Here is a 22,149-nt window from a genome sequence, read left to right as displayed (position 1 = left end):
ACGAAGATGCACCCGGCCTATTCCGTCATCTTCTTCACCACGGCCTCCGGAGCGGGCTACGGCCTGTGGTTCTGGCTTGGCCTTCGACTGCTGGCCGGTGGTGCAGCGGATGGTGCGGCGCTGGCCGCACTCATCGTTGGCGGCGTCCTGGTCACCTTCGGCCTTTTCTCCTCCACGTTCCATCTGGGCCACCCCGAACGCGCCTGGCGCGCGTTGTCGCAATGGCGCAGTTCCTGGCTCTCGCGCGAGGGCGTGGCGGCGGTGGCGACCTATGTGCCCGCAGGGCTCCTGTTTCTCGGTCTGGTCCTGCCCGGCGGCCTTCCGGGCGTGGCCGTGCTGGGTCTGCTCCTTGCGCTGGGCGCGTCCATGACCGTCTGGTGCACCGGCATGATCTACGCGGCACTCCGCACGGTGCCGGAGTGGAACCACGGGATCGTTCCGGTGCTCTACCTCGGGCTTGCGGGCGGCACCGGCGCGCTCGTCCTGGCCTTTGTCGATGCCGTCGCCGGTGTGGACGGCGTCATGGGTGTCGTTGCGGGCCTCGTGTTGCCTGCGGCGGCGGCGCTCAAATGGGTCTACTGGCGGCGCATCGACGGGGCGGAGGCGCCCTTCGGCATGGCCGAAGCCCTCGGTATCCCCGGCGCTGCGAACATCCGGGTCCTCGACCCGCCGCACACGCGGCCGAACTTCGTGATGCGCGAGATGGGATATGCCGTTGCCCGCCGCCATGCGGTCAAGCTGCGTCTCTGGGCGCTGACGCTGCTGCTGACGGTGCCCATCGCCGGGCTGATCCTCGCGGCGCTGCTGCCCGGCCTTGCCATCGCCTTCCTCGCGCTTGCCGTCGCGGCGGCGGGCGTGGGCGTCTGGGTCGAGCGCTGGCTGTTCTTCGCGGAGGCGCGGCACCTCTCCATGCTCTACTACGGCGCCACGCCCGGTGGTAGGGGAGGAGAGGTGTCATGAGCGCACCGCGCCTCGACGAAACGCACGATCCAGCGCGACGCAGCTGGGTCGAGAGTGCCAATGCGCCCGACTGCGATTTCCCGATCCAGAACCTGCCCTATGGCGTCTTCTCCGAAGGGGGCGGAGCCCGGCGGGTCGGCGTCGCGATCGGGAACATGATCCTCGACCTCACCGCGACCGAGGCGCAGGGGCGGCTCGGGCCCGGCGCGCCCGTCTTCGGCGAGGGTGTCCTGAACCCGCTGATGGCGAGGCCGCAGGCGGACTGGGACGAGATGCGCCGGCGCATCGCCGGGCTTCTCGACGAAAGGGCCGGCGCACGCGATCTGCCGATGGTCGCGCAGGGCGACGTGGAAATGCACCTGCCGGCCTATATCCGCGGGTTCACGGATTTCTATGCCTCGCGCGAGCATGCCACCAATGTCGGCAGCATGTTCCGCGACCCCGAGAACGCGCTTCTGCCGAACTGGCTTCATGTCCCCATCGGATACAACGGCCGCGCCTCGACGGTCGTCGTGTCGGGGACGGAGATCACGCGTCCGCTCGGTCAACTGAAGGCGCCCGATGACGAAGCGCCGCGTCTCGGTCCATCGGAGAGGCTCGACTTCGAGGTGGAACTGGGCGCGCTTGTCGGGACGGGCAACGCGATGGGCCAGCCCATGACCACCGCCGAGGCATTCGACGCGATCTTCGGTTACGTCCTTCTCAACGACTGGTCGGCACGGGATATCCAGGTCTGGGAATACCAGCCGCTGGGGCCCTTCCAGTCCAAGGCCTTCGGCACAACCATCAGCCCCTGGGTCGTGACCCGCGCCGCGCTCGAGCCGTTTCGCACCCAGCCGCCGTCACGGGTGAAACCACTTCTGCCCTACCTGTCCGAGGCGGGCCCGAACAACTTCGACATCGTCATCGAGGGCGATCTCGCCCCGGACGGATGCGCGCCCCGGACGATCCTGCGCACCAATGCGCGCTGGCTCTACTACTCCGCCGCGCAGCAGCTTGCGCATCACAGCCTGTCGGGGTGCGCCATGGAGACGGGCGACCTCCTCGGCTCCGGAACGATTTCGGGCGCGGAACAGGACAGCTGGGGCTCGCTCCTCGAACTGACGTGGAACGGGCGTGACCCGGTCCAGGTCGAGGGCGGCACACGAACCTTCCTGCAGGACGGCGACACGGTCACGTTGCGCGGCTGGTGCCAACGGCGATACCGCGTGGGCTTCGGGGCGTGCGCGGGGACGATCCGGCCCGCGCCCGAATGGCGGAAGTGAAGGAGGCGGCATGGCCCATGACATCGTGATCCTCGGCGTTTTCGTCGCCGATGCCAGTTTCCGGGCGGACCGTATGCCGCGCATGGGCGAGACGATCCTCGGCCACGGCTTCGCGCTGGGTCCGGGCGGCAAGGGCTCGAACCAGTCGGTCGCCGCCGCGATGGCGGGCGGCGACGTCGGTTTCGTCACGAAACTGGGGGCCGACACCTTCGCGGAGATGGCGCTTGCGACATGGGAGAATGCCGGCGTGACGCCGCTTGCCACTCGGCATCCCGACAGCTTCACCGGCGCCGCGTTCATCTACATCGATGCCGCATCCGGGGATAACGCCATCATCATCAGCCCGGGGGTGGCGGCCACGATCTCGGCCGCGGATGTGGAGGCGCGGGCGGCCGCCATCGGCGCTGCGAAGGTCTTCGTCACGCAACTGGAGCAGCCGCAGGAGGCCGCGATGCGTGCGCTGGCCCTGGCCCGGGGGGGCGGGGCGGCGACGATCCTCAATCCCGCACCAGCGGCGGCGATCCCCGACGAGATGCTCGCGCTTTGCGATTACGCGACACCGAACGAGACCGAGGCGGCGGAACTGACCGGGATCGCCGTGACCGATGCCGCGAGCGCGCGGGAAGCCGCCGCGGCGCTTCTGGAGCGCGGGGTCGGCAAGGCGGTCATCGTGACCCTTGGCGAGCAGGGATGCCTCTGGTTCGACGGGGTCCGCGCGCTGCACGTCCCGGCGATGAATGCGGGGCCCGTGGTCGAGACGACGGGGGCGGGAGACGCCTTTAACGGCGCGTTCGCCGTGGCGCTGGCCGAGGGCATGGCGCCCGAACCGGCGCTGAGGTTCGCCAATGCGGCGGCGGCGATTTCGGTGACCCGCGCGGGGACGGCACCGTCCATGCCCTCGCGGGCGGAGATCGAGGCGCTTCTGGCCCGCGGCTGAGGGTCTCGTTGTCCGGCGGAGTTCCCGCTCCTGCCCGCCATTCGTCCGCTTACATCGCAAGCTCGCGCAGCAGCAGGCGCAGTTCGCCCAGGCGTTGCGTGCCCAACCGCGCCTCCAGCTCCGCTTCATGCGCCGCGGCGGCACGCGACAGGTCGTCGAAAGCCGCGCGACCCGGCGGGCGCAATGCCAGAAGCTCGACCCGTCGGTCCTCCTCGCTCGGGCGGCGTTGCAGGAACCGTTTGGCCTCCAGCGCCGAGACCGCGCGGGATACCTTCGTCTTGTGGATCGAGGCGCGGCGGGAAATCTCCCGCGCCGACATCTCGCCATAGCGCCCGAGATGGAACAGGACGCGCCACTCGGTCCGCAGCATCCCGTATCGGTCGCGGTAGACGCGGGAGAACTCTTGCGACTGCGCCTCGGCCGCGGCGTTCAGCAGGTAGGGAGTGAAATCCGTCAGCTCGAAGTCGTCGTCCGGGGCCATTGTTTTGCCTCCGCCGCCCTTGTTGGTTACAAAAGTAACTATACACCTTGCCCCCGGAAAGACCCGCCGGAAAGGGAGGATGCCCAGATGACCGACCAGTCGCCATCGCGCCCCATGGTCCAGGACCGCAACGCCCAGGGCACGCATCCCGGCTACATGCCGGGCTTCGGCAATGATTTCGAGACCGAGGCGCTTCCGGGTGCGCTGCCGCAAGGGATGAACTCGCCGCAGAAATGCAACTACGGCCTTTACGGCGAGCAGCTTTCGGGCACCGCCTTCACCGCGCCGTCGCATCAGAACGAGCGGACGTGGTGCTACCGCATCCGCCCTTCGGTGAAGCATTCGCGGCGCTACAGAAAGATCGACATCCCCTACTGGAAGACCGCGCCTCACGTCGTCGAGGACGTGATCTCGCTCGGACAGTATCGCTGGGACCCGGTGCCGCAGGCCTCCGAGCCGCTGACCTGGCTTACGGGGATGCGGACGATGACGACGGCCGGCGACGTGAACACGCAGGTCGGCATGGCGAGCCACATCTACCTCGTGACCGCCTCGATGGAGGACGAGTACTTCTACTCCGCCGACAGTGAATTGCTGATCGTGCCGCAGGAGGGGAAACTCCGGTTCTTCACCGAGCTCGGGATCATCGACCTCGAGCCGCAGGAGATCGCGGTCATTCCGCGCGGGCTCCTCTACCGGGTGGAGGTCGTCGAAGGCCCCGCGCGCGGGTTCGTGTGCGAGAATTACGGCCAGAAGTTCGAGCTTCCGGGCCGTGGTCCCATCGGCGCCAACTGCATGGCGAACCGCCGCGATTTCAAGACGCCGGTGGCGGCCTACGAGGACCGCGAGGTGCCATCGACCGTGACCGTGAAATGGTGCGGCCAGTTCCATGTCACCGAGATCGGGCACAGCCCGCTCGACGTTGTGGCGTGGCACGGCAATTATGCACCGGTGAAGTACGATCTGAAGACCTACTGCCCCGTGGGGGCGATCCTCTTCGATCACCCCGACCCGTCGATCTTCACCGTGCTCACCGCGCCTTCGGGGGTACCGGGGACGGCCAACATCGACTTCGTGCTCTTCCGCGAACGCTGGATGGTGGCCGAGGACACGTTCCGCCCGCCGTGGTACCACAAGAACATCATGTCCGAGCTGATGGGCAACATCTACGGCCAGTACGACGCGAAGCCCCAGGGCTTCGTGCCCGGCGGCATGAGCCTTCACAACATGATGCTGCCGCACGGGCCCGACCGGGAGGCCTTCGAGGGCGCGTCGAACGCCGAGCTCGCGCCCCACAAGCTCGACAACACGATGTCCTTCATGTTCGAGACGCGGTTTCCGCAGCACCTGACGGAATTCGCCGCGAAGGAGGCGCCCCTGCAGGACGACTACATCGATTGCTGGACGTCGCTGGAAAAGAAATTCGACGGGACGCCGGGCAAGAAGTGAGGCGGCACCGGAAACGCCGAGGGGTCCGGGCCGGAAAAGCGGGCGGATCCGGCATCGAGGGAGCAGAGGCATGAGCAAGACATTCGCAAGCGCGGGCGACACTGCGGAGAAGAGGATCACCTTCGAGGAGATCGGCCCCGGCCTTTACGCCTTCACGGCCGAGGGCGACCCGAACACGGGCGTCATCGTCGGCGACGAGAGTGTGATGATCATCGAGGCGCAGGCGACGCCGCGCCTGGCGCGGAAGGTCATCGACTGCGTCCGCTCGGTCACCGACAAGCCGATCAGCCACCTCGTCCTCACGCACTACCATGCGGTCCGTGTTCTCGGCGCCTCGGCCTATGGCGCGCGGGAGATCATCATGTCGGATGCCGCCCGTGCGATGGTCGCCGAGCGCGGCCAGGAAGACTGGGAGAGCGAATTCGCTCGCTTCCCGCGCCTTTTCGAGGGGCACGAGGAAATCCCCGGCCTCACCTGGCCCACCACGACCTTCTCCGAGGCGATGACGATCTATCTGGGAAACCGCCGCATCGACATCTTCCGCCCGGGCCGTGCCCATACGGCAGGGGATGCCGCGATCTGGGTGCCCGACTGCGACGTGATGTTCACCGGCGATATCGTGGAGTACCACTCCGCCTGTTACTGCGGCGACGGCTACCTGACCGAGTGGGGCGGCACGCTCGACGTGATCGCCTCGTTCGAGCCGCAGGCCATCGCGCCGGGACGGGGCGCGGCCCTGGTCGGTCCGGACATGGTCGCCGCCGCCATCGAGAGCACGCGCGACTTCGTCGAGAGCACCTATCGCCCCGCGGCGCGGGTCGCGGCTCGGGGCGGCTCGCTCAAGGATGCGTGGGACGCCGTGCGCGCGGCCTGCGACCCGAAGTTCTCCGACTTCGCCATCTACGAGCACTGTCTGCCCTTCAACGTCTCCCGCGCCTGGGACGAGGCGCGCGGCATCGAGACGCCGCGGATCTGGACGGCCGAGCGCGATGCGAAGATGTGGGCGGACCTGCAGGGATGAGCGGGCACTCCCTCTTTTCGCGCATGGCGCGCAACAACGCCTGGGCCAATGCCCGGCTCCTCGGCGCAGTGGCGGAGTTGTCCCAAGCGGAGTTCGAGGCGGAGCGCACCGGCTTCTTCCCCTCGCTGAAGGAGACGCTGGGCCACATCTGGCTTGTGGACCTTTTCTATCTCGATGCGCTGGAGCGCGGTGGACGCGGGCGCGCGATCTTCCAAGTGGAAAAGATGCCCGACACCGCCACCGACCTCGCCGCGAAACAGGCCGAGGCCGACCGGCGACTGATCGCCTTCTGCGATGCGGGCGTGGGGCCCGAGGACACCGTCTCGGTGGGCTGGACGGGAGGTCCGGCGACCGAACTTGTGGAGGACGTGCTGCTCCATCTCTTCCAGCACCAGGTGCACCATCGCGGGCAGGCGCACGCCATGCTGGCGGGTACGGATGTCGCGCCGCCGCAACTCGACGAGTTCTTTCCGGTCTTCGACCGCCACCCCGACGCCGCCGCCTATCTCGACTGACGAGAGGAAGGAGGACCCGATGCCAGCCTATCCCTATGCCGAACAGCCCTTCATCCGCCCGCCCGAGCTCGACGGCGGCAGGACGGACGCCCCCGTCGCCATCGTCGGAGCGGGTCCCATCGGCCTGTCAATGGCCATCGACCTTGCGCTGAAGGGCGTGAAAACGGTCGTGCTCGACGACAACAACGTGGTTTCCGTCGGCTCCCGCGCGATCTGCTGGGCAAAACGGACGCTGGAGATATTCGACCGACTCGGCGTGGGCGAACGGATGCTGGAGAAGGGCGTGACGTGGAAGGTCGGGCGCAATTTCCACGGTAGGGACGAGGTCTATTCCTTCGATCTGCTGCCCGAGGCCGGGCACAAGTACCCCGCGTTCATCAACCTTCAGCAATACTACGTCGAGGAATACCTGCTGGAGCGTGCGCGGGAGTTTCCGGACCTCATCGACGTGCGGTTCCTCAACAAGGTCACGGGCCACGAGGACGGGGGCGACGGCGTGCGGCTGTCGGTCGAGACGCCGGAAGGCACCTACACCCTCGACGCCCGCTATATGCTGGCCTGCGACGGGGCGAACTCGCCGACACGAACACGCATGGGCCTCGACTTCTCCGGGCAGACTTTCGAGGAGCGGTTCCTGATCTGCGACATCGAGATGAAGGGCAGCCCCTTCGGCGACCATGACACGCCCGAACGCTGGTTCTGGTTCGACCCGCCCTTCCATCCGGGCAAGTCGGCGCTTCTGCACAAGCAGCCGGACGACATCTACCGGATCGACCTGCAACTCGACGCGGGCGCGGACCCCGAGGCGGAGGTCGCGCCCGACCGCGTGGTCCCCCGACTCCGCGCCATCGTCGGCGACAAGCCTTTCCGGATCGACTGGCTGTCGGTCTACCGTTTCCGCTGCATGATGCTGGACCGTTTCGTCCATGGCCATGTGATCTTCGTGGGCGACAGCGCTCACGTCGTGTCGCCCTTCGGAGCGCGCGGCGGAAACGGCGGCATCCAGGACGTCGACAACCTCGGCTGGAAGCTTGCCGCCGTTCTCAAGGGCGAGGCCCCCGAGAGCCTGATCGACAGCTACGACGAGGAGCGCCGGCACGGGGCGGAGGAGAACATCCTGAACTCGTCCCGCGCCACGAACTTCATGACCCCGAAGACCCCGGCCGAGGCGTTGTTCCGGGCCGAGACGCTGCGCCTCGCCCATGACCAACCCTTCGCGCGGGAACTCATCAATTCGGGGCGGCTATCACGGCCCTGCTCGCTGGCGGGCTTTCCGCTCCAGACGCCGGGCGGCGGGCCGGTGGTGCCGGGAACCGCGATGCCGGACGCGCCCCTTGGCGGGGACTGGCTGATCTCGCTCGTCCAGGGCGACTTCACGTTGGTGGGGTTCGGCAATGTCCGGTTGCCGGCGGTGCCGGGCATAAGGCGGATCGGTGTGGACCAGAGGGGCGACTATCCCTGTCATGGCGACGCGGAGGGGTTCGCGCTGGGCCGGTACGGGATGGGGCTGGCCTATCTTTTCCGGCCCGACGGCCACGTGGCCGCCGTCTTCGATGCGCCGACGGCGGCGCAGGTCGGCGCGGCCCGCGACCGGGCGCTGGGGCGTATCCCCGCGATGCAGGAGGCCGTGTGATGGGTGCGCGCAGGCTCTATGAAAGCGGCTTGGGCGGGAGCGGCGACGAGATCTACGCCGCGCTTCTCGAGGCGCACAAAGGGTTGAGCGAGGCCGAAAGCGAGGCTCTGAACGCGCGCCTCGTCCTCTTGCTCGCGAACCGGATCGGCAATGCCCACGAAGTGCTCGAACTGATCGAGACCGCCCGCAGCTACACGGGCTGATCCCTACTCGGCGGCGAGCTTGCTGGCGTCGGGGTTCAGGCCGCCGCGGCCGACCGCGTCGTAGGCCTCGAAGCCGGCCTTCTTCGCGTCCTTCGCGGAGTAGACGTTGCGAAGGTCCGCCATGCGCGGGGTCGCCATCTTCTTGGCCAGTCGCTTGAGGTCGAGCGCGCGGAACTCGTTCCACTCGGTAAGGATCACCACGAGATCGGCATTCTGCGCCGCCTTGTAGGGATCGTCCGTCCAGTGCACGCCGGGCAGGAGCGTCTCGCCCTCGCGCCGGCCCTGCGGGTCCACGACACGCACCTTGGCGCCGCCGCCCACCAGCGCTGGCACGATGGTCAGCGAGGGCGCGTCGCGCATGTCGTCGGTGTTGGGTTTGAACGTCACGCCGAGAATAGCGATCGTCTTGCCGTTGAAGGACCCGTCGCAGAGATCGCGCAGCTTCTCGATCATGCGCGCCTTCACGGCATCGTTCACGCGGATCACCGTCTCGACGATGCTCTGCGGCACGGCGTGTTCCTGCCCGATCCGGGCCAGCGCGCTCGTGTCCTTGGGAAAGCACGATCCGCCATAGCCGGGGCCTGCGTGCAGGAACTTGTTGCCGATCCGTCCGTCGAGGCCGATGCCCTTGGACACTTCCTTCACGTCGGCGCCGACCCGCTCGCACAGCGCGGCGATCTCGTTGATGAAGGTGATCTTCGTGGCGAGGAAGGCGTTGGCCGCGTACTTGATCATCTCGGCCGACTCCAGGTCGGTGGTGATGATCGGGAAATCGCGCAGGAACAGCGGGCGGTAGACCTCGGCCATGACCTCTGCCGCGCGCTCGGTCTGGACGCCGACCACGACACGGTCGGGGCGCATGAAGTCGTCGATGGCCGCGCCCTCGCGCAGGAACTCGGGGTTCGAGGCGACGTCGAACTCGGCCGTGGGGTTGGCCTTGGTGACCACCTGCTTGACCTTGCGGTTGGTGCCGACCGGCACGGTCGACTTGGTGACGATCACGGCATAGCCGGTGAGCGCGTTCGCGACCTCCTCGGCGGCGGCCATGACGTAGCTCAGGTCCGCGTGCCCGTCGCCGCGCCGCGTCGGCGTGCCGACGGCGATGAAGATCGCGTCCGCCCCGGCGACCGCGCTGGCGAGATCGGTGGTGAAGGACAGGCGTCCCGCCTCCACGTTCTTGGCCATCAGCTGGTCGAGCCCCGGCTCGAAGATCGGAACCTCGCCGCGTTCGAGCATCTCGATCTTGGCGGGGTTCTTGTCGACGCAGACAACGTCATGGCCGAAATCCGAGAAACAGACCCCCGAGACAAGGCCGACATAGCCCGTGCCGATCATCGTGATCTTCATGGATGCTCTCCAATCGCAGGGACGCGCCCGTCGCGGTCCGTTCGTTGCAATACCATGGCTGCGCGGGACGGCGCGGAAAAGGCCCGCGTCGCCCGAGGTCTGCCGGCGGTCAGTATCGCCGCCGTGCGCGTCATACTGCAATGCAGCACTCATGGAAACCATGCCGGTGCGTGCCGCGTCCGTTCCGAACGCGAAAACCCGCCGGACCTTGCGGACACCCCTGCGCCGATGCGACATGTTCGGCACGGGATGGCGGCCGCCAAGATGCGCCGCGCAAGAAGCAAAGGATCACGACATGGCGGACTGGCAGGGATGGATGCGGCAGGCGAACTACGTCGCAGGTGAATGGATCGGAGCGGATTCGGGGCAGACGATCGACGTCACGAACCCGGCCACCGGTGAGGTCATCGGCACGGTTCCCGCCTGCGGCGAGGCCGAAACGATGCGCGCCATCGATGCCGCCGCCGCCGCTTTCCCCGAGCTTGCCGGCATGGGCCTGATGGCGCGCGTGGGCCTTCTGTGGAAGCTGCACGACGCGCTCATGGACAACCAGGCGGCGCTGGCCGAACTGCTGACCGTCGAGATGGGCAAGCCGCTGACCGAGGCCATGGGCGAGATCGCCATCGGCGCGCAATACGTGCGCTGGTTCGCCGAGGAGGCGCGACGCGCAAAGGGCGAGATCGTGCCCGCCGGCGTGAACGGGCGCCGCATTCTCGTGACGAAGCATCCCGTGGGCGTTGTCGGCATGATCACGCCGTGGAACTTCCCGTCCTCGATGCTGGCGCGCAAGGTGGCGCCTGCGCTCGCCGTGGGCTGCACCGTGGTCGCCAAGCCCGCGACGGCGACGCCCTATTCGGGCCTGGCCTGGGCCGCGCTGGCCGAGGAAGTGGGCTATCCCGCCGGTGCGGTGAACGTGCTGACCGGCTCGGCCCGCGCCATCGCGGGCGCCATGATGGCGCGGGACGAAGTGCGGAAGGTCACCTTCACCGGCTCCACCGAGGTCGGCAAGGAGCTGATCCGTCAATCGGCCGACACGGTGAAGAAGGTGTCGATGGAACTTGGCGGCAACGCGCCCTTCATCGTCTTCGATGACGCCGATCTCGATGCGGCGGCGGAGGGGGCCATCGTGTCGAAGTACCGCAATTCCGGCCAGACCTGTGTCTGCGCGAACCGGATGTACGTGCAGGCGGGCGTCTACGATGCCTTCGTCGAAAAGCTCGTGGAGAAGACCCGCGCGCTGAAGGTGGGTGACGGACGCGAGGCGGGCGTCGCGCAGGGGCCGCTGATCGACAAGGACGCGGTCGCCAAGGTCGAGGAACTGCTGGACGACGCCAAGGCCAAGGGGGCGCAGGTCGCGCTTGGCGGCTCGCGGCACCAGCTGGGTGGGTCCTTCTTCCAGCCGACCGTGGTGACCGGAGCGACGCAGGACATGGCCTTCGCAACCGAGGAGATCTTCGGGCCTCTCGCCCCCGTCTTCCGCTTCGAGACCGAGGAGGAGGCCATCGAGATGGCCAATGCCACGCGCTTCGGCCTTGCCTCCTACGCTTACACAAGCGATCTCGGCCGGGCCTTCCGGCTGAACGAAAAGCTTCAGTACGGGATGATCGGCATCAACTCGGGCCTTATCACCACCGTCGAGGCACCTTTCGGCGGGGTCAAGGAAAGCGGCCTCGGCAAGGAGGGCGGCAGCCAGGGGCTCGAGGATTACCTCGACACGAAATACGTCTGCATCGACGGGATCTGACGGGGACTAGCCCCAGGTCACGTCTTCGGCGGCGACCCGCATGACCTGCAGCGCGATGGCCCGCCCCTTGCCATCGCGCGCGACGCGGCGGATCACCAGCAGGGGCGTATGCCGGTCGCACGACAGCGCCACCGAATCCGCCATCGTGGTGATCCCGGCGGAGACCGAGGCCTCCGTCCCGGCCGGGTCGAGGCCATGGGCGATCAGGAAGGCCTCCAGATCGACGGGCGCGTCCTCGTCGAGTGCCGGGATCAGCGTCTCCGGAATCAGGGTTTCCTCCAGCGCCGCGCGCTCGCCGTTCCGCTTCAGCAGCCGCTCCACGGCGGCGAGGCGCGGCTTGCCGAAAAGCGCGAGTTCCGCCTCGTCGGCACCGCGCGTGGCGGATTTCGCGCGGTGGACCTCGAAGGCGACCGGCTGGCCGTCGGCATCGCGGAGCTGAGCGGCGGTCCGCGCAGCGGTCGGGGCCTCGGGGGTCTCGACCGTCTCGGCCACGATGGTGCCGCGTCCGGGCTTGCGGCTGAGAAGCCCCATGCCCTCCAGCGTCATGAGCGCGCGCCGCATCGTGCCCTGGCTGACGCCGAATTCCTCGGCCAGCACGAATTCGTTGGGCAGGCGGCGGCCGACCTCCCATGTTCCGGCCTCGATCCGGCGGATCATCTCGGCCTCGGCGGCCTTGTAGAGCGGCGTGCGCGCCATGGTCTGTCCCTTCCTTGTCCCTTCCCCTCTGCGGCTTCGGGACGGTTCGGTCAATTCAGGTGTTCGATCAGCCGCGAATGGCGGTCGAAGGCCTGGATGAGTGCCCCGAGATTGGGCAGGTCTGCCGCTTCCAGCATCGGGATCATCTTGCGGAAGGCCTCGCCGGTGCCGATCGCATCGCCAATGGCTGTGTGCCGGTCGGCTTCGGGGATGGCGACGCCGAGCCTCGTGCACAGCGCGTCGAGCGTGTGCTCCGCCGATTGCCCGAAAAGGATCGCCGAGCACAGGACCGTGTCGAGGATCGGCTGGTCGAAGCGCCGCCCGATCTCACGCTCGCGGCGCCGGAGGAACGACATGTCGAAGGGTGCATTGTGGGCGACCAGCACCGCACCGTCGGCGAAGGTGTGAAACCGCCGGATCGCCTCGGCCACGCCGGGTGCGTCTGCCACCATCGCGTCGGTGATGTGGTGGACGGCGGTCGAAGCCGCGGGGATGCCGCGCCCGGGGTTCACCAGCATGTCGAACCGTTCCGCGCCCACGAGCTTGCCGTTCACCACGCGGACGGCGGCGATCTGGCATATCTCGTCCACCTGCGGGTTCAGGCCGGTGGTCTCGGTGTCGAAGATGACGAAGTTCAGCTCGCGCAGCGCGGCGGCGGCGAGGTCCTCGGGGATCTCGGCGTTGAGGAGGTCGAAGTCGTAGAGGACCGCGCGCTTGGGCCGCGCGGGCCGCGCCTCGGCCAGCGGCAGCGCAAAGCGCAGCGCGCTCCGCCCCGGTCCCGCCGGTTCGCGCAGGATGGCCGTGCCGTGGGCCAGCGCAACATTTGCCCCGGTGAAGCCGCTCATCCCCGGCGATAGCGGTGTGGCGAGCCAGCCCGCGACCGCCTCGGCCGTCGGGATGTCGCCCGACGCCTCGAGGCTGACGATGGCCTCCCGGTCGCCTTCGGAGGCGATCGTCAACGCGAACTCGCGCGCGCCGTCGCCCGACCAGTCAAGCGCCAGCCGCTCCATCAGCCGCGTGACCGCGAAACCGTCGCAGCGGAGCGCCGTCGCCCCGAGGTCCGATGCCAGCGCTACGCCCTTGCGGGAGAGGCGCGCGGTCAGCGCCGCGCCTAGGTCCTCGGCGGCGATATGCTCCATCGGCCACCAGCCGGTGTCTGTGGCGCCTTTTCGCGTCTCGGTGGCCTCGGCGAGCGTGGCGAGGCTCGCGGCGGCGTCGCCCTGAATGCCGGGAAGGGCGTCCTGCACGCCCTTCAGCAACGTCTCCAGCAGGTGCGTCCGCTCCATGTGGGTGGCCATGTCCTCCGTCACGTCGCGCAGCGTCAGGACATAGCCCGGCCGCTCCGTCTCCTGCCCTTCGAGCCGGAGAAGCCGCATCCTGGCCTCCAGAAGCCGCGCCCCCTCGCGCGTCGTCACGAGGATGTCGGTTCCCTCGTCGCCGTCCTTGCCGACTAGGCGCTCATAGGCCTGTTCCACCGGGCCCATGCGCAGCAGCCCGCGCAGCGGCCGGTTCAGTCCCAGCGCCTCGGAGGCGCCAAGGATGCCGCGGGCATTGGCGTTGTAGAGCGCGATGGAATGACCCGGCGTACAGAAGAGGACACCGTCGGGAACCTCGGCCAGAAGCGCCTCGAGCCGCGTCTTCTCGGTCGTCAGGCGCGCGGTCTCGCGGCCCACGGCCAGCGCCATGGCGTTGCGCGTCTCGGTGAGGTTCGTGGTCACGGCCGCGGCAGCGGTGCCCAGATCGCCCAGGTACTTCGCGGGGGCGTGGTCGATCACGTCGTCGACATCGGCATGGGCCCGCGCGCGCATCTCGGCGGCCAGTCGCTCGACCGGTTTGGCGACATTCTCATCGAAGAGAACCCAGATCCAGGTCGTCAGGGCGAAGATCGCCAGCACCGCGATGACGCCCGAGATGACGAAGGCCGAAAGGGCATGGTCCTCGCCCAGGCGGACATAGCCCAGCACGAGGCCCGCGACGGCAAGGGCCGATGTCGCGGCCGCGAGAAAGGCGAAGAACAGGAATATGCGCAGACGCAGGGATAGCGTGGTGAACATCTTTCGGGGCCTCCTCCTTGCCCCGTCACTTGGTGCCCTCTCCCGGCGGTCGCGCGGCGCCGGGCGGGCGGTTTCGTCAGCCGCCTGCAGCCCCCCCGCTGCAGACGGAATTCAGGATCGGGTCATCGCGGCCGGGGCTCAGCCAGCCGGCATCCACGGGTGCCCCGGTTTCGGTGAAGGTGGTCGAGGGCGTGATCTCGGCCCGGCGTGCGCCGTCACAATCCACGAGGACAGGCAGGACGAATTGCGGCTGCCAGCGTTCCTGGCGGCGGATCTGCACGACCTGGATCCCGGAACCGGGCGCGGTCTCGACCGTCTCGGACGGCGAATAGGCGATGAAGCCGCGCACCCAGGGCCGGACATAGGTCCAGGGCTGATACCATGTCTGCTGCTCGCGGGTGGAAACGACGACCGTATCCGCCGCCATGTTCCGCAACACGTTGGGATACCAGCCGTACTCGGTGCCCACGGTGGCGGCGAGCATGGCGAGGCCCGCGCAGATCGGGATGATGCCCTGGGGCAGCCGCTTGCGCGACAGCGACCGCAGCAGCAGGCCGATCCCGGCCCCCGCGAAGCCGGCCACCACGGCGGTGATCAGCGCCCAGAACATGGCGTCTCCTTCCTCAACTCAGGTAGCCGCGGCCGGAGCCGGCGGCGTTTTGCATGGTCTTGATGACGACGAACGCGTCGCGCAGGTGGCTGCGCTCGAAATCAGAAAGATCCGCGGGCGTCATGAAGTTGTCGGGCTTCTCGCCGGACTTGATCAGTTCCGCCTGATGTTCGAGCCGGGTCTGCGCGATCATGTCATAGGCGTCGATCAGGTCGCGCCCCCCGGTTGTCGACACCGCACCCGCCTCGATCGCGGCCAGGAGCCGCGCGCGCGTGTTCACCTCGGTCAGACGTCCCTTCAGCGCGTAGACGCGGCCGAGGTCCACGACCGGCACGACGCCGTTGTGCTTGAGGTCGATCGTGTTCTTGTGCTCGCCCGAGCGGACCGTGGCGAAGCCTCGGAAAAGCCCCAGCGGCGGCTGATGCTTCAGCGAGTTGGAGATCATGTGCGCCACGAAGATCGAGTTCTTCGAGGCGGCCGCCAGCGTCTCTTCCTGCAGGTCGGCGAAGAGGCCGAAGTTCCCGCCGATGGGCCGCAGGTCGAACATGACGGAGGCGAGCATCTGTGCCTCGGGGTTCGGCGTGGCGATCCAGCCCGCGAAGTACTGCCGCCAGACGCGCACCGGCTGCCGCCAGCGGACCGCCGTCGCCATCATGTCGCCGGGGCAGTAGAAATAACCCGCCTCGTTCAGCCCGTCGGACACGAACTTGGCGAGCTCCGCGAAATAGGCGTCGTCGGGGGGCGTCGCGGCATCGTCGAGGATAAGGCAGTTGTCCTGGTCCGAGACCCCGGTCTGTTCCTGTCGCCCCTGGCTGCCGCAGGCGAGCCAAAGGTAGGGCACGGGTGGCGGCCCGAGCTTCGCCTCGGCGAGCGCAAGAAGGCGCCGCGTCGTCGCGTCCCCGATATCGGTGATCAGCCGCGTCACGACCTGGTGGGGGTTCTGGGCGGCGACGAGCTGCACCAGAAGCTCGGGGATGCGGCCCACGATCTTCGCCAGCGTCGCGCTGTCCGGGGCCGATGCGATCTCCTGGATCAGCGCGGCCGAGGACGTGGCCTGGAACCGCGTCAGGTCGGTCTGGGTCAGGATGCCCACGAGCTTGCCGGCCTCGACCACGGGCATGTGTGTGATGCCGCGTTCGACCATCGTGTGCAGGACGTCGGCGACAAGGGCGGTGGGGGGCAGGGTGATGGGATCGGGCGTCATGACGCTGGCCACCGGCGTGTCGAAGGGCACGCCTTCGGCGACCGCGCGGCTGGCGATGTCGCCGGTGGTCAGGATGCCCTTCACTGTACCTTCCTCGGCGGCGATGATGCAGGAGACGTGGATCTCGCGCATCTTCCGCGCCGCCTCGATCAGCGGGGTCTCGGGAGGGCAGGTCAGCGGGTCGCGCGTCATCAGGTCGGCGAGCGCGATGGTGGTGATGTCCTGGCGGCGCCTTGCGGCCGGCCGCGTCCGGTCGAAGAAGCGCATCACGCGGGGATGGTCGCGCAGGAGCGCGTGGAACGCCGCGGCGGGAATGCGCAGAAGCCGGCTGTCCTCGGCGGCGGTGGCGGTCACGACGGCGGTGCCGTCCTTCATCAGCCCGCGTTCGCCGAAGGAGTTGCGGGGCCCGAGGATGGACAGGACCTCGCCGCCCTCGTCGGTGATGTCGATGCGACCTTCGAGGATCAGGTACAGGTGTGTCTGCGGATCGCCGACCCTGTAGAGCGTCGCCCCGGCGTCGATTTCCTGCAGGTCGACTTGGGCGGCGAGCGCCGCGCGATCTGCATCGGGCAGGGCGTCGTAGGGATGCGTGCCGGCCAGCGTGGCTGCGATGTCGAGGCTCATCGGTCCGCTCCCGTTAAGTAGAAAGGCGCACCCCGAAGGTGTCGGGATGCGCCGGTGTCTTGAACAGGGCCCGCGGTGTCGCAGGCCCTGTCCGATCCGTTCAGGCGATCACTTGTTGATCGCCGCGCCGGCGCCGCGCGGGATCCGGACGCTCTCGACGAGGTCCTGGATTTCCTTGGGCGGAGCGGCCGTTGCGTTCGACACGAGGTAGGCGACTGCGAAGTTGAACACAGCGCCGATCGGGCCGAAGTGGGTCGGCGGGATGCCGAACAGGTACTGGTCTGCGGTCAGCATGTTCGTACCCGGGATGAAGAACCAGCCGAGGTAGAGGAACAGGTACAGGCAGGTCGAGATCAGACCGGCCAGCATGCCCCAGGTCGCACCGGCGGAGTTCATCCGCTTGGAGAAGATCCCCATCATCAGCACCGGGAACAGGGTGGCCGCGGCAAGACCGAAGGCCAGTGCCACAACCTGCGCCGCGAAGCCCGGCGGGTTGAGACCCAGGTACGTCGCCAGCACGATCGCGCCCGCCATCGAGATACGGGCCGCGAGAAGTTCGCCCCGCTCCGAGATGTTGGGGTTGATCACCGACTTGATGAGGTCGTGGCTGATCGCCGAGGAGATGGCGAGCAGAAGGCCTGCCGCGGTGGACAGTGCCGCCGCGATGCCGCCCGCCGCGATGAGTGCGACGACCCAGCCCGGCAGGTTGGCGATTTCCGGGTTGGCCAGAACCAGGATGTCCCGGTTGAAGTTGGTCAACTCGTTGCCGGCCCAGCCACGCTCCGCCGCCAGGGCCTGCATGTCGGCATTGGCGTCGTTGTAGTACTGGATGCGGCCGTCGCCGTTCTTGTCTTCCCAGCCCAGAAGGCCGGTTGCCTGCCACGTCGCCATCCAGTCGTAGGCGTCGTCGTTCTCGATCGTCTCGAGCGACACGGCCTCACCCTGGATGCCCTCGGGCCAGAACTGCGTGGTGATGTTCAGGCGAGCCATTGCACCGACCGCGGGAGCGGTGAGGTACAGCAGCGCGATGAACACCAGCGCCCAGCCTGCGGACCAACGAGCGTCGGCCACCTTCGGCACCGTGAAGAAGCGGATGATGACGTGCGGAAGGCCCGCGGTGCCGATCATCAGCGACAGGGTGTAGAGCGCCATGAGCCAGGCGTTCGTGCCGGCGGTGTACTCGTTGAAGCCGAGATCCGTCAGCAGGCCGTCCAGCGTCACCAGCAGGTGCTGCCCCGCGCCGACCTGGCCTTCGGCCATGGTCGAGAACAGGCCGAGACCCGGGATCGGGTTGCCGGTCAGCTGCAGCGAGATGAAGACGGCCGGGATCGTGTAGGCGATGATCAGAACGACATACTGGGCCACCTGCGTGTAGGTGATGCCCTTCATGCCGCCGAGAACCGCGTAGACGAAAACCACCGCCGAGGCGATGAACAGGCCGGTGGTCGATTCCACCTCGAGGAAGCGCGAGAAGGCAACGCCCGCCCCAGTCATCTGGCCGATAACGTAGGTGACCGAGATGACGATGAGCGAAACGACCGCCACGACGCGTGCGGTGTTCGAGTAGTAGCGGTCGCCGATGAACTCCGGCACCGTGTACTTGCCGAACTTCCGCAGGTAGGGCGCGAGAAGCATGGCCATGAGCACGTAGCCGCCGGTCCAGCCCATCAGGAACAGCGAGTTGGTGTAGCCCGAGAAGGCGATGAGGCCGGCCATCGAGATGAACGAAGCCGCCGACATCCAGTCAGCGGCGGTGGCCATCCCGTTGACGACGGGGTTCACACCCCGGCCGGCGGCGTAGAATTCCGACGTGGAGCCCGCGCGGGCCCAGATCGCGATACCGAAGTAGAGCGCGAACGACAGCCCCACGACGATGATGTTGAGTGTTGTCTGATCCATGACTTGGTCTGCCCCTTACTCGTCCACGCCATGTTCCTTGTCGATCTTGTTCATGCGCCAGGCATAGAAGAAGATCAGGACAAGGAAGACGAGGATCGATCCCTGCTGGGCAAACCAGAAGCCCAGATCCGTGCCACCCACCGCGATACCGCTGATCAGCGGCCGAAGCAGGATCCCGAAGCCGTAGGACGCGAATGCCCAGATCACCAGCGAGATGGTGACCAGGCGGATATTCGCGGCCCAATAGGCATTGTTATCAGATTTTTCAGCCATTTAGCTCTCCCTTCGAGGTCCGCCGACCGGCCCCTCCTGGTCCGGCCGACATCGTCCTCCGGCAGGGTGCGACCCCGCCGGAAGATCTGGTCATGCGGTCGTGACGCCTGTCACGATCGCGCACATCCGTTCCGCGATCTCGCCGATCTCTCCCATCGCGGGAATGCCGGTGAGGGTGCCGCGGGCGGCGTAGTAGTCGATGAGCGGCGCGGTCTCGGCATGGTAGGCCTGAAGCCGCGTGCGCACCGTCTCGGCGTTGTCGTCGGCACGGCGCTTCATCTCCGTCCCGCCGCACTTGTCGCAGACGCCGGCCACGGCCGGCATCTTGAAGCTGTCGTGGTAGCCCTCGCCGCAGGCGGCGCAGGTGTAGCGGCCCGAGACGCGCTCCACCATCGCCGCGTCGTCCACCTCGAGGCTGATGACGGCGTCGATCCGCTGTCCGCGTTCGGCCAGCAGGGCGTCGAGTGCTTCGGCCTGCGCGGCGGTGCGCGGGAAACCGTCGAGGATCGTCCCAGCGGCCACATCCGGCTGGTCGAGCCGTTCCTTCAGGACGGCCAGCACGATCTCGTCGGAGACGAGGGCGCCCGTCTCCATCACGGCCTTTGCCGCCAGACCAGCCTCGGTCTCCGCCGCGACGGCCCCCCGCAGGAGGTCGCCGGTCGACAGCTGCACGAGGCCGAACTGCTCCATCAGCATCCGCGCCTGCGTGCCCTTGCCCGCGCCGGGCGGGCCCAGCAGGATCAGGTTCACGGGGCGGGTCTCGGTCGCTGTGTCCTTCATCGCTCCGCCCTCACGTGTTCGCGCGGTTGGCGATGAGGTCGTCCACGACAGACGGGTCCGCCAGCGTGGACGTGTCCCCGAGCGCGCCGAAGTCGTTCTCGGCGATCTTGCGCAGGATGCGGCGCATGATCTTGCCGGAGCGCGTCTTGGGCAGGCCGGGGGCGAACTGGATGACGTCGGGCTTCGCGATCGGCCCGATCTCCTTGCGGACCCAGGTCTGAAGCTCTTTCTTCAGCTCTTCCGTGGGCTCCTCGTCGGCCATGAGCGTGACGTAGCAGTAGATGCCCTGGCCCTTCAGCTCGTGCGGGAAGCCGACCACGGCGGCCTCGGCCACGGCATCGTGGGCCACCAGCGCGCTTTCGACTTCGGCAGTGCCCATCCGGTGGCCCGAGACGTTGATGACGTCATCGACCCGACCGGTGATCCAGTAATAGCCATCCTCGTCCCGGCGGCAGCCGTCGCCGGTAAAGTAGTAGCCCTTGTAGTCGGAGAAGTAGGCGCTGACGAAGCGTTCGGGATCGCCCCAGAGCGTGCGCATCTGGCCGGGCCAGCTGTCCTTGATGCACAGGACGCCCTCGGCAGCGGTCTCGTGGATCTCGGCGCCGGTCTGGGCATCGAGCAGCACGGGTTGCACACCGAAGAACGGCACCGTGGCCGAGCCCGGTTTGGTCGGCGTCGCGCCCGGCAGCGGCGTGATGAGGTGGCCGCCCGTCTCGGTCTGCCACCATGTGTCGACGATGGGGCATTTCCCCTTGCCGACGACCTCGTTGTACCAGTTCCAGGCTTCGGGGTTGATCGGCTCGCCGACCGAGCCGAGCAGCTTGAGGCTGGAGAGATCGTATTTCGTCACGAACTCGTCGGGCTGGCCCATGAGAAGGCGGATCGCCGTCGGCGCGGTGTAGAACTGGTTGACGGAGTGCTTCTCGCACACCGCCCAGAACCGGCCAGCGTCGGGGTAGGTGGGCACGCCCTCGAACATCAGGGTCGTTCCGCCGTTCGCCAGCGGGCCGTAGACGATATAGGAATGCCCGGTGACCCAGCCGACGTCCGCCGTGCACCAGAAGACGTCCCCGTCCTTGTAGTCGAACGTGTACTGGTGGGTCATCGCCGCATAGGCGAGATAGCCGCCCGACGTGTGAACCACGCCCTTCGGCTTGCCGGTCGAGCCCGAGGTGTAGAGGATGAACAGCGGATCCTCCGCGCCCATTTCCTCGGCCGGGCATTCGGTGCCGACGGTCGAGGCGATGTCGTCGTACCAGACGTCCCGGTTGGCCACCCATGCGACCTGCTGGCCGGTGCGCTTCACGACGAGGCACTTCACGTGGTCGTCGCAATGCAGGAGCGCCTTGTTGACGTTGTCCTTCAGTTCGGTGACCCGTCCGCCGCGCGGCGCGCCGTCGGAGGTGACGACCACCTTGGCCTCGCTGTCGTTCACCCGGTTGGCGAGCGCGTCGGGCGAGAAGCCGGCGAAGACGACGGAATGGATGGCGCCGATCCGCGCGCAGGCCAGCATCGCATAGGCCGCCTCGGGGATCATCGGCAGGTAGAGCACGACGCCGTCGCCGCGCTCGACGCCCAGTTCCTTCAGGACGTTGGCGAAGCGGCCGACCTCGTTGTGGAGCTGACGATAGCTGATGTGCTGGGACGGCTCTTTCGGATCGTCCGCCTCGAAGATGATCGCGGTCTGGTCGGCGCGCTTCTCAAGATGGCGGTCGATGCAGTTGGTCGCGACATTCAGCGTGCCGTCCTCGAACCAGCGGATATGCACGTCGTCATGGGCAAAGGACGTGTCCTTCACCTTGGTGTACGGCTTGATCCAGTCGAGACGCTTCCCGTGCTCGGCCCAGAAGGCCTCCGGGTCGCGGACCGAGTCTGCGTACATGCGGCTGTAATCTGCGGCGTCGATATGAGCGTCGGCAAGCAGGGCGGGCGAGGTCTGGGTATCCTTGGGCACGTGATATCCCCTCCGGAATGCGACGACCCGAACATATCAGCGGACCACACCAGGCCGTCCGCGGGGCCCCTGTGCCCCCGCGTGATCCGCAAGACCCGCCCCGATGCGATGTTTCACGCGGCCGGGGCCTTGGTCGCCCGCTACGGGGCATGACGATTTCGGGTCAGCCTCCCCCAACCTCCTCCTGCGGGCCGTTACCGGGCGTTCCCTGCATCCGCGCTCTGTTCCCCTCGCGGATGAGCCGGTGCCGGCCGCATCTGGCAGCGTGGCGATGCACCTTGTGCATGCCGATTCCGCCGCCGTGGGCAACATGGCAGGTTTGCCCCTGCGAAAGAATATGTCGTGGAGTGGCGGCTCAGGATTATGTCGTGATCCTTCACGCCGCGACGCAGAAGTTGTGAAGAAATTTTCAAATGCGCCGCGAGAGCCTCAGAACAAAGGGTGTTTCGCGCCCGGCGTCAGTCGACTTTGTTTTCAGCCGGGGCCGGTGCGCCGGCCCC

19 protein-coding genes are annotated in these 22,149 nt (G+C 67.7%); 9 read left to right on the top strand and 10 right to left on the bottom strand.

Annotated elements, in window-relative coordinates; genetic code table 11:
• The first annotated feature begins 6 nt into the window (after nucleotides 1-6).
• From N8I71_RS09460 to N8I71_RS09450, 3 genes are read left to right on the top strand one after another with little or no spacing between them, the layout of a single operon-like run.
• Nucleotides 7-960: a dimethyl sulfoxide reductase anchor subunit family protein gene (locus N8I71_RS09460; RefSeq protein WP_262877729.1), complete on the top strand. Its 954-nt coding sequence runs from the start codon at nucleotides 7-9 to the stop codon at nucleotides 958-960.
• Nucleotides 957-2,225, top strand: a complete 1,269-nt coding sequence (gene fahA / locus N8I71_RS09455) for a fumarylacetoacetase (protein ID WP_262877728.1) — start codon at nucleotides 957-959, stop codon at nucleotides 2,223-2,225. The genes N8I71_RS09460 and fahA overlap by 4 nt, the downstream gene beginning before the upstream one ends.
• Nucleotides 2,226-2,235: 10 nt before the next feature.
• On the top strand, nucleotides 2,236-3,162 hold the full coding sequence (locus N8I71_RS09450; protein WP_262877727.1) for a ribokinase: 927 nt from the start codon (nucleotides 2,236-2,238) through the stop codon (nucleotides 3,160-3,162).
• 49 nt (nucleotides 3,163-3,211) lie between these two features.
• Here N8I71_RS09450 and N8I71_RS09445 read toward each other — a convergent pair whose 3' ends face one another.
• Nucleotides 3,212-3,643 (bottom strand): MarR family winged helix-turn-helix transcriptional regulator, encoded by a 432-nt coding sequence (locus tag N8I71_RS09445; protein ID WP_262877726.1) that lies wholly within the window; start codon nucleotides 3,641-3,643, stop codon nucleotides 3,212-3,214.
• Nucleotides 3,644-3,730: 87 nt separating this feature from the next.
• Here N8I71_RS09445 and hmgA point away from each other — a divergent pair, with 87 nt between their 5' ends.
• From hmgA to N8I71_RS09420, 5 genes are all read left to right on the top strand, one after another.
• Complete coding sequence (gene hmgA, locus N8I71_RS09440) at nucleotides 3,731-5,092, top strand: homogentisate 1,2-dioxygenase (protein WP_406676090.1); 1,362 nt, start codon at nucleotides 3,731-3,733, stop codon at nucleotides 5,090-5,092.
• 70 nt (nucleotides 5,093-5,162) lie between these two features.
• The gene (locus N8I71_RS09435) at nucleotides 5,163-6,113 is read left to right on the top strand and encodes an MBL fold metallo-hydrolase (protein ID WP_262877725.1); all 951 of its coding nucleotides are present in this window, start codon (nucleotides 5,163-5,165) and stop codon (nucleotides 6,111-6,113) included.
• Between the two features lie 23 nt (nucleotides 6,114-6,136).
• Nucleotides 6,137-6,628: a DinB family protein gene (locus tag N8I71_RS09430; RefSeq protein ID WP_262877724.1), complete on the top strand. Its 492-nt coding sequence runs from the start codon at nucleotides 6,137-6,139 to the stop codon at nucleotides 6,626-6,628.
• A gap of 19 nt (nucleotides 6,629-6,647) precedes the next feature.
• A complete protein-coding gene (locus tag N8I71_RS09425) occupies nucleotides 6,648-8,261 on the top strand; it encodes an FAD-dependent oxidoreductase (protein WP_262877723.1) in 1,614 nt (537 codons plus the stop codon).
• On the top strand, nucleotides 8,261-8,464 hold the full coding sequence (locus N8I71_RS09420; RefSeq protein ID WP_262877722.1) for a DUF2783 domain-containing protein: 204 nt from the start codon (nucleotides 8,261-8,263) through the stop codon (nucleotides 8,462-8,464). The genes N8I71_RS09425 and N8I71_RS09420 overlap by 1 nt, the downstream gene beginning before the upstream one ends.
• A 3-nt stretch (nucleotides 8,465-8,467) precedes the next feature.
• Here N8I71_RS09420 and N8I71_RS09415 read toward each other — a convergent pair whose 3' ends face one another.
• The gene (locus N8I71_RS09415) at nucleotides 8,468-9,811 is read right to left on the bottom strand and encodes a UDP-glucose dehydrogenase family protein (RefSeq protein WP_262877721.1); all 1,344 of its coding nucleotides are present in this window, start codon (nucleotides 9,809-9,811) and stop codon (nucleotides 8,468-8,470) included.
• A gap of 295 nt (nucleotides 9,812-10,106) precedes the next feature.
• Between N8I71_RS09415 and N8I71_RS09410 the strand changes: the two genes are divergently transcribed.
• Complete coding sequence (locus tag N8I71_RS09410; RefSeq protein ID WP_262877720.1) at nucleotides 10,107-11,555, top strand: NAD-dependent succinate-semialdehyde dehydrogenase; 1,449 nt, start codon at nucleotides 10,107-10,109, stop codon at nucleotides 11,553-11,555.
• Between the two features lie 6 nt (nucleotides 11,556-11,561).
• Here the strand turns inward: N8I71_RS09410 and N8I71_RS09405 are convergent, their stop codons facing one another.
• The 8 genes from N8I71_RS09405 to acs form a co-directional block, all read right to left on the bottom strand.
• Nucleotides 11,562-12,251: a GntR family transcriptional regulator gene (locus N8I71_RS09405; RefSeq protein ID WP_262877719.1), complete on the bottom strand. Its 690-nt coding sequence runs from the start codon at nucleotides 12,249-12,251 to the stop codon at nucleotides 11,562-11,564.
• Between the two features lie 50 nt (nucleotides 12,252-12,301).
• Nucleotides 12,302-14,305, bottom strand: a complete 2,004-nt coding sequence (locus N8I71_RS09400) for a 3'-5' exonuclease (RefSeq protein WP_262877718.1) — start codon at nucleotides 14,303-14,305, stop codon at nucleotides 12,302-12,304.
• Between the two features lie 76 nt (nucleotides 14,306-14,381).
• On the bottom strand, nucleotides 14,382-14,915 hold the full coding sequence (locus tag N8I71_RS09395; protein ID WP_262877717.1) for a hypothetical protein: 534 nt from the start codon (nucleotides 14,913-14,915) through the stop codon (nucleotides 14,382-14,384).
• A 13-nt stretch (nucleotides 14,916-14,928) separates the two neighbouring features.
• A complete protein-coding gene (locus N8I71_RS09390) occupies nucleotides 14,929-16,743 on the bottom strand; it encodes a DUF294 nucleotidyltransferase-like domain-containing protein (RefSeq protein ID WP_262877716.1) in 1,815 nt (604 codons plus the stop codon).
• Between the two features lie 108 nt (nucleotides 16,744-16,851).
• Nucleotides 16,852-18,642: a sodium:solute symporter family protein gene (locus N8I71_RS09385; RefSeq protein ID WP_262877715.1), complete on the bottom strand. Its 1,791-nt coding sequence runs from the start codon at nucleotides 18,640-18,642 to the stop codon at nucleotides 16,852-16,854.
• A 15-nt stretch (nucleotides 18,643-18,657) separates the two neighbouring features.
• Nucleotides 18,658-18,915 carry a DUF4212 domain-containing protein gene (locus N8I71_RS09380; RefSeq protein ID WP_262877714.1) on the bottom strand — a complete coding sequence of 86 codons (258 nt, stop codon included), beginning with the start codon at nucleotides 18,913-18,915 and terminating at the stop codon, nucleotides 18,658-18,660.
• 90 nt (nucleotides 18,916-19,005) lie between these two features.
• Complete coding sequence (locus tag N8I71_RS09375; protein WP_262877713.1) at nucleotides 19,006-19,695, bottom strand: adenylate kinase; 690 nt, start codon at nucleotides 19,693-19,695, stop codon at nucleotides 19,006-19,008.
• 10 nt (nucleotides 19,696-19,705) lie between these two features.
• Nucleotides 19,706-21,577, bottom strand: a complete 1,872-nt coding sequence (acs, locus tag N8I71_RS09370) for an acetate--CoA ligase (protein WP_406676092.1) — start codon at nucleotides 21,575-21,577, stop codon at nucleotides 19,706-19,708.
• Between the last annotated feature and the right edge of the window lie 572 nt (nucleotides 21,578-22,149).

Origin of the sequence: Roseicyclus sediminis, from assembly GCF_025515305.1 — a bacterium.
Lineage (GTDB): Bacteria > Pseudomonadota > Alphaproteobacteria > Rhodobacterales > Rhodobacteraceae > Roseibacterium > Roseibacterium sediminis.
The sequence above is the reverse complement of the archived record's forward strand: the minus strand, read 5'-3'. Positions and strand labels throughout refer to the sequence as shown.

Coding starts and splice junctions, on each gene's coding strand:
- N8I71_RS09420 (WP_262877722.1), top strand. CDS start 8,261: ATGGGTGCGCGCAGGCTCTATGAAAGCGGCTTGGGCGGGAGCGGCGAC.
- N8I71_RS09385 (WP_262877715.1), bottom strand. CDS start 18,642: ATGGATCAGACAACACTCAACATCATCGTCGTGGGGCTGTCGTTCGCG.
- N8I71_RS09415 (WP_262877721.1), bottom strand. CDS start 9,811: ATGAAGATCACGATGATCGGCACGGGCTATGTCGGCCTTGTCTCGGGG.
- N8I71_RS09425 (WP_262877723.1), top strand. CDS start 6,648: ATGCCAGCCTATCCCTATGCCGAACAGCCCTTCATCCGCCCGCCCGAG.
- N8I71_RS09380 (WP_262877714.1), bottom strand. CDS start 18,915: ATGGCTGAAAAATCTGATAACAATGCCTATTGGGCCGCGAATATCCGC.
- N8I71_RS09460 (WP_262877729.1), top strand. CDS start 7: ATGCACCCGGCCTATTCCGTCATCTTCTTCACCACGGCCTCCGGAGCG.
- N8I71_RS09450 (WP_262877727.1), top strand. CDS start 2,236: ATGGCCCATGACATCGTGATCCTCGGCGTTTTCGTCGCCGATGCCAGT.
- N8I71_RS09395 (WP_262877717.1), bottom strand. CDS start 14,915: ATGTTCTGGGCGCTGATCACCGCCGTGGTGGCCGGCTTCGCGGGGGCC.
- hmgA (WP_406676090.1), top strand. CDS start 3,731: ATGACCGACCAGTCGCCATCGCGCCCCATGGTCCAGGACCGCAACGCC.
- fahA (WP_262877728.1), top strand. CDS start 957: ATGAGCGCACCGCGCCTCGACGAAACGCACGATCCAGCGCGACGCAGC.
- N8I71_RS09445 (WP_262877726.1), bottom strand. CDS start 3,643: ATGGCCCCGGACGACGACTTCGAGCTGACGGATTTCACTCCCTACCTG.
- N8I71_RS09435 (WP_262877725.1), top strand. CDS start 5,163: ATGAGCAAGACATTCGCAAGCGCGGGCGACACTGCGGAGAAGAGGATC.
- acs (WP_406676092.1), bottom strand. CDS start 21,577: ATGTACGCAGACTCGGTCCGCGACCCGGAGGCCTTCTGGGCCGAGCAC.
- N8I71_RS09375 (WP_262877713.1), bottom strand. CDS start 19,695: ATGAAGGACACAGCGACCGAGACCCGCCCCGTGAACCTGATCCTGCTG.
- N8I71_RS09400 (WP_262877718.1), bottom strand. CDS start 14,305: ATGTTCACCACGCTATCCCTGCGTCTGCGCATATTCCTGTTCTTCGCC.
- N8I71_RS09390 (WP_262877716.1), bottom strand. CDS start 16,743: ATGAGCCTCGACATCGCAGCCACGCTGGCCGGCACGCATCCCTACGAC.
- N8I71_RS09410 (WP_262877720.1), top strand. CDS start 10,107: ATGGCGGACTGGCAGGGATGGATGCGGCAGGCGAACTACGTCGCAGGT.
- N8I71_RS09430 (WP_262877724.1), top strand. CDS start 6,137: ATGGCGCGCAACAACGCCTGGGCCAATGCCCGGCTCCTCGGCGCAGTG.
- N8I71_RS09405 (WP_262877719.1), bottom strand. CDS start 12,251: ATGGCGCGCACGCCGCTCTACAAGGCCGCCGAGGCCGAGATGATCCGC.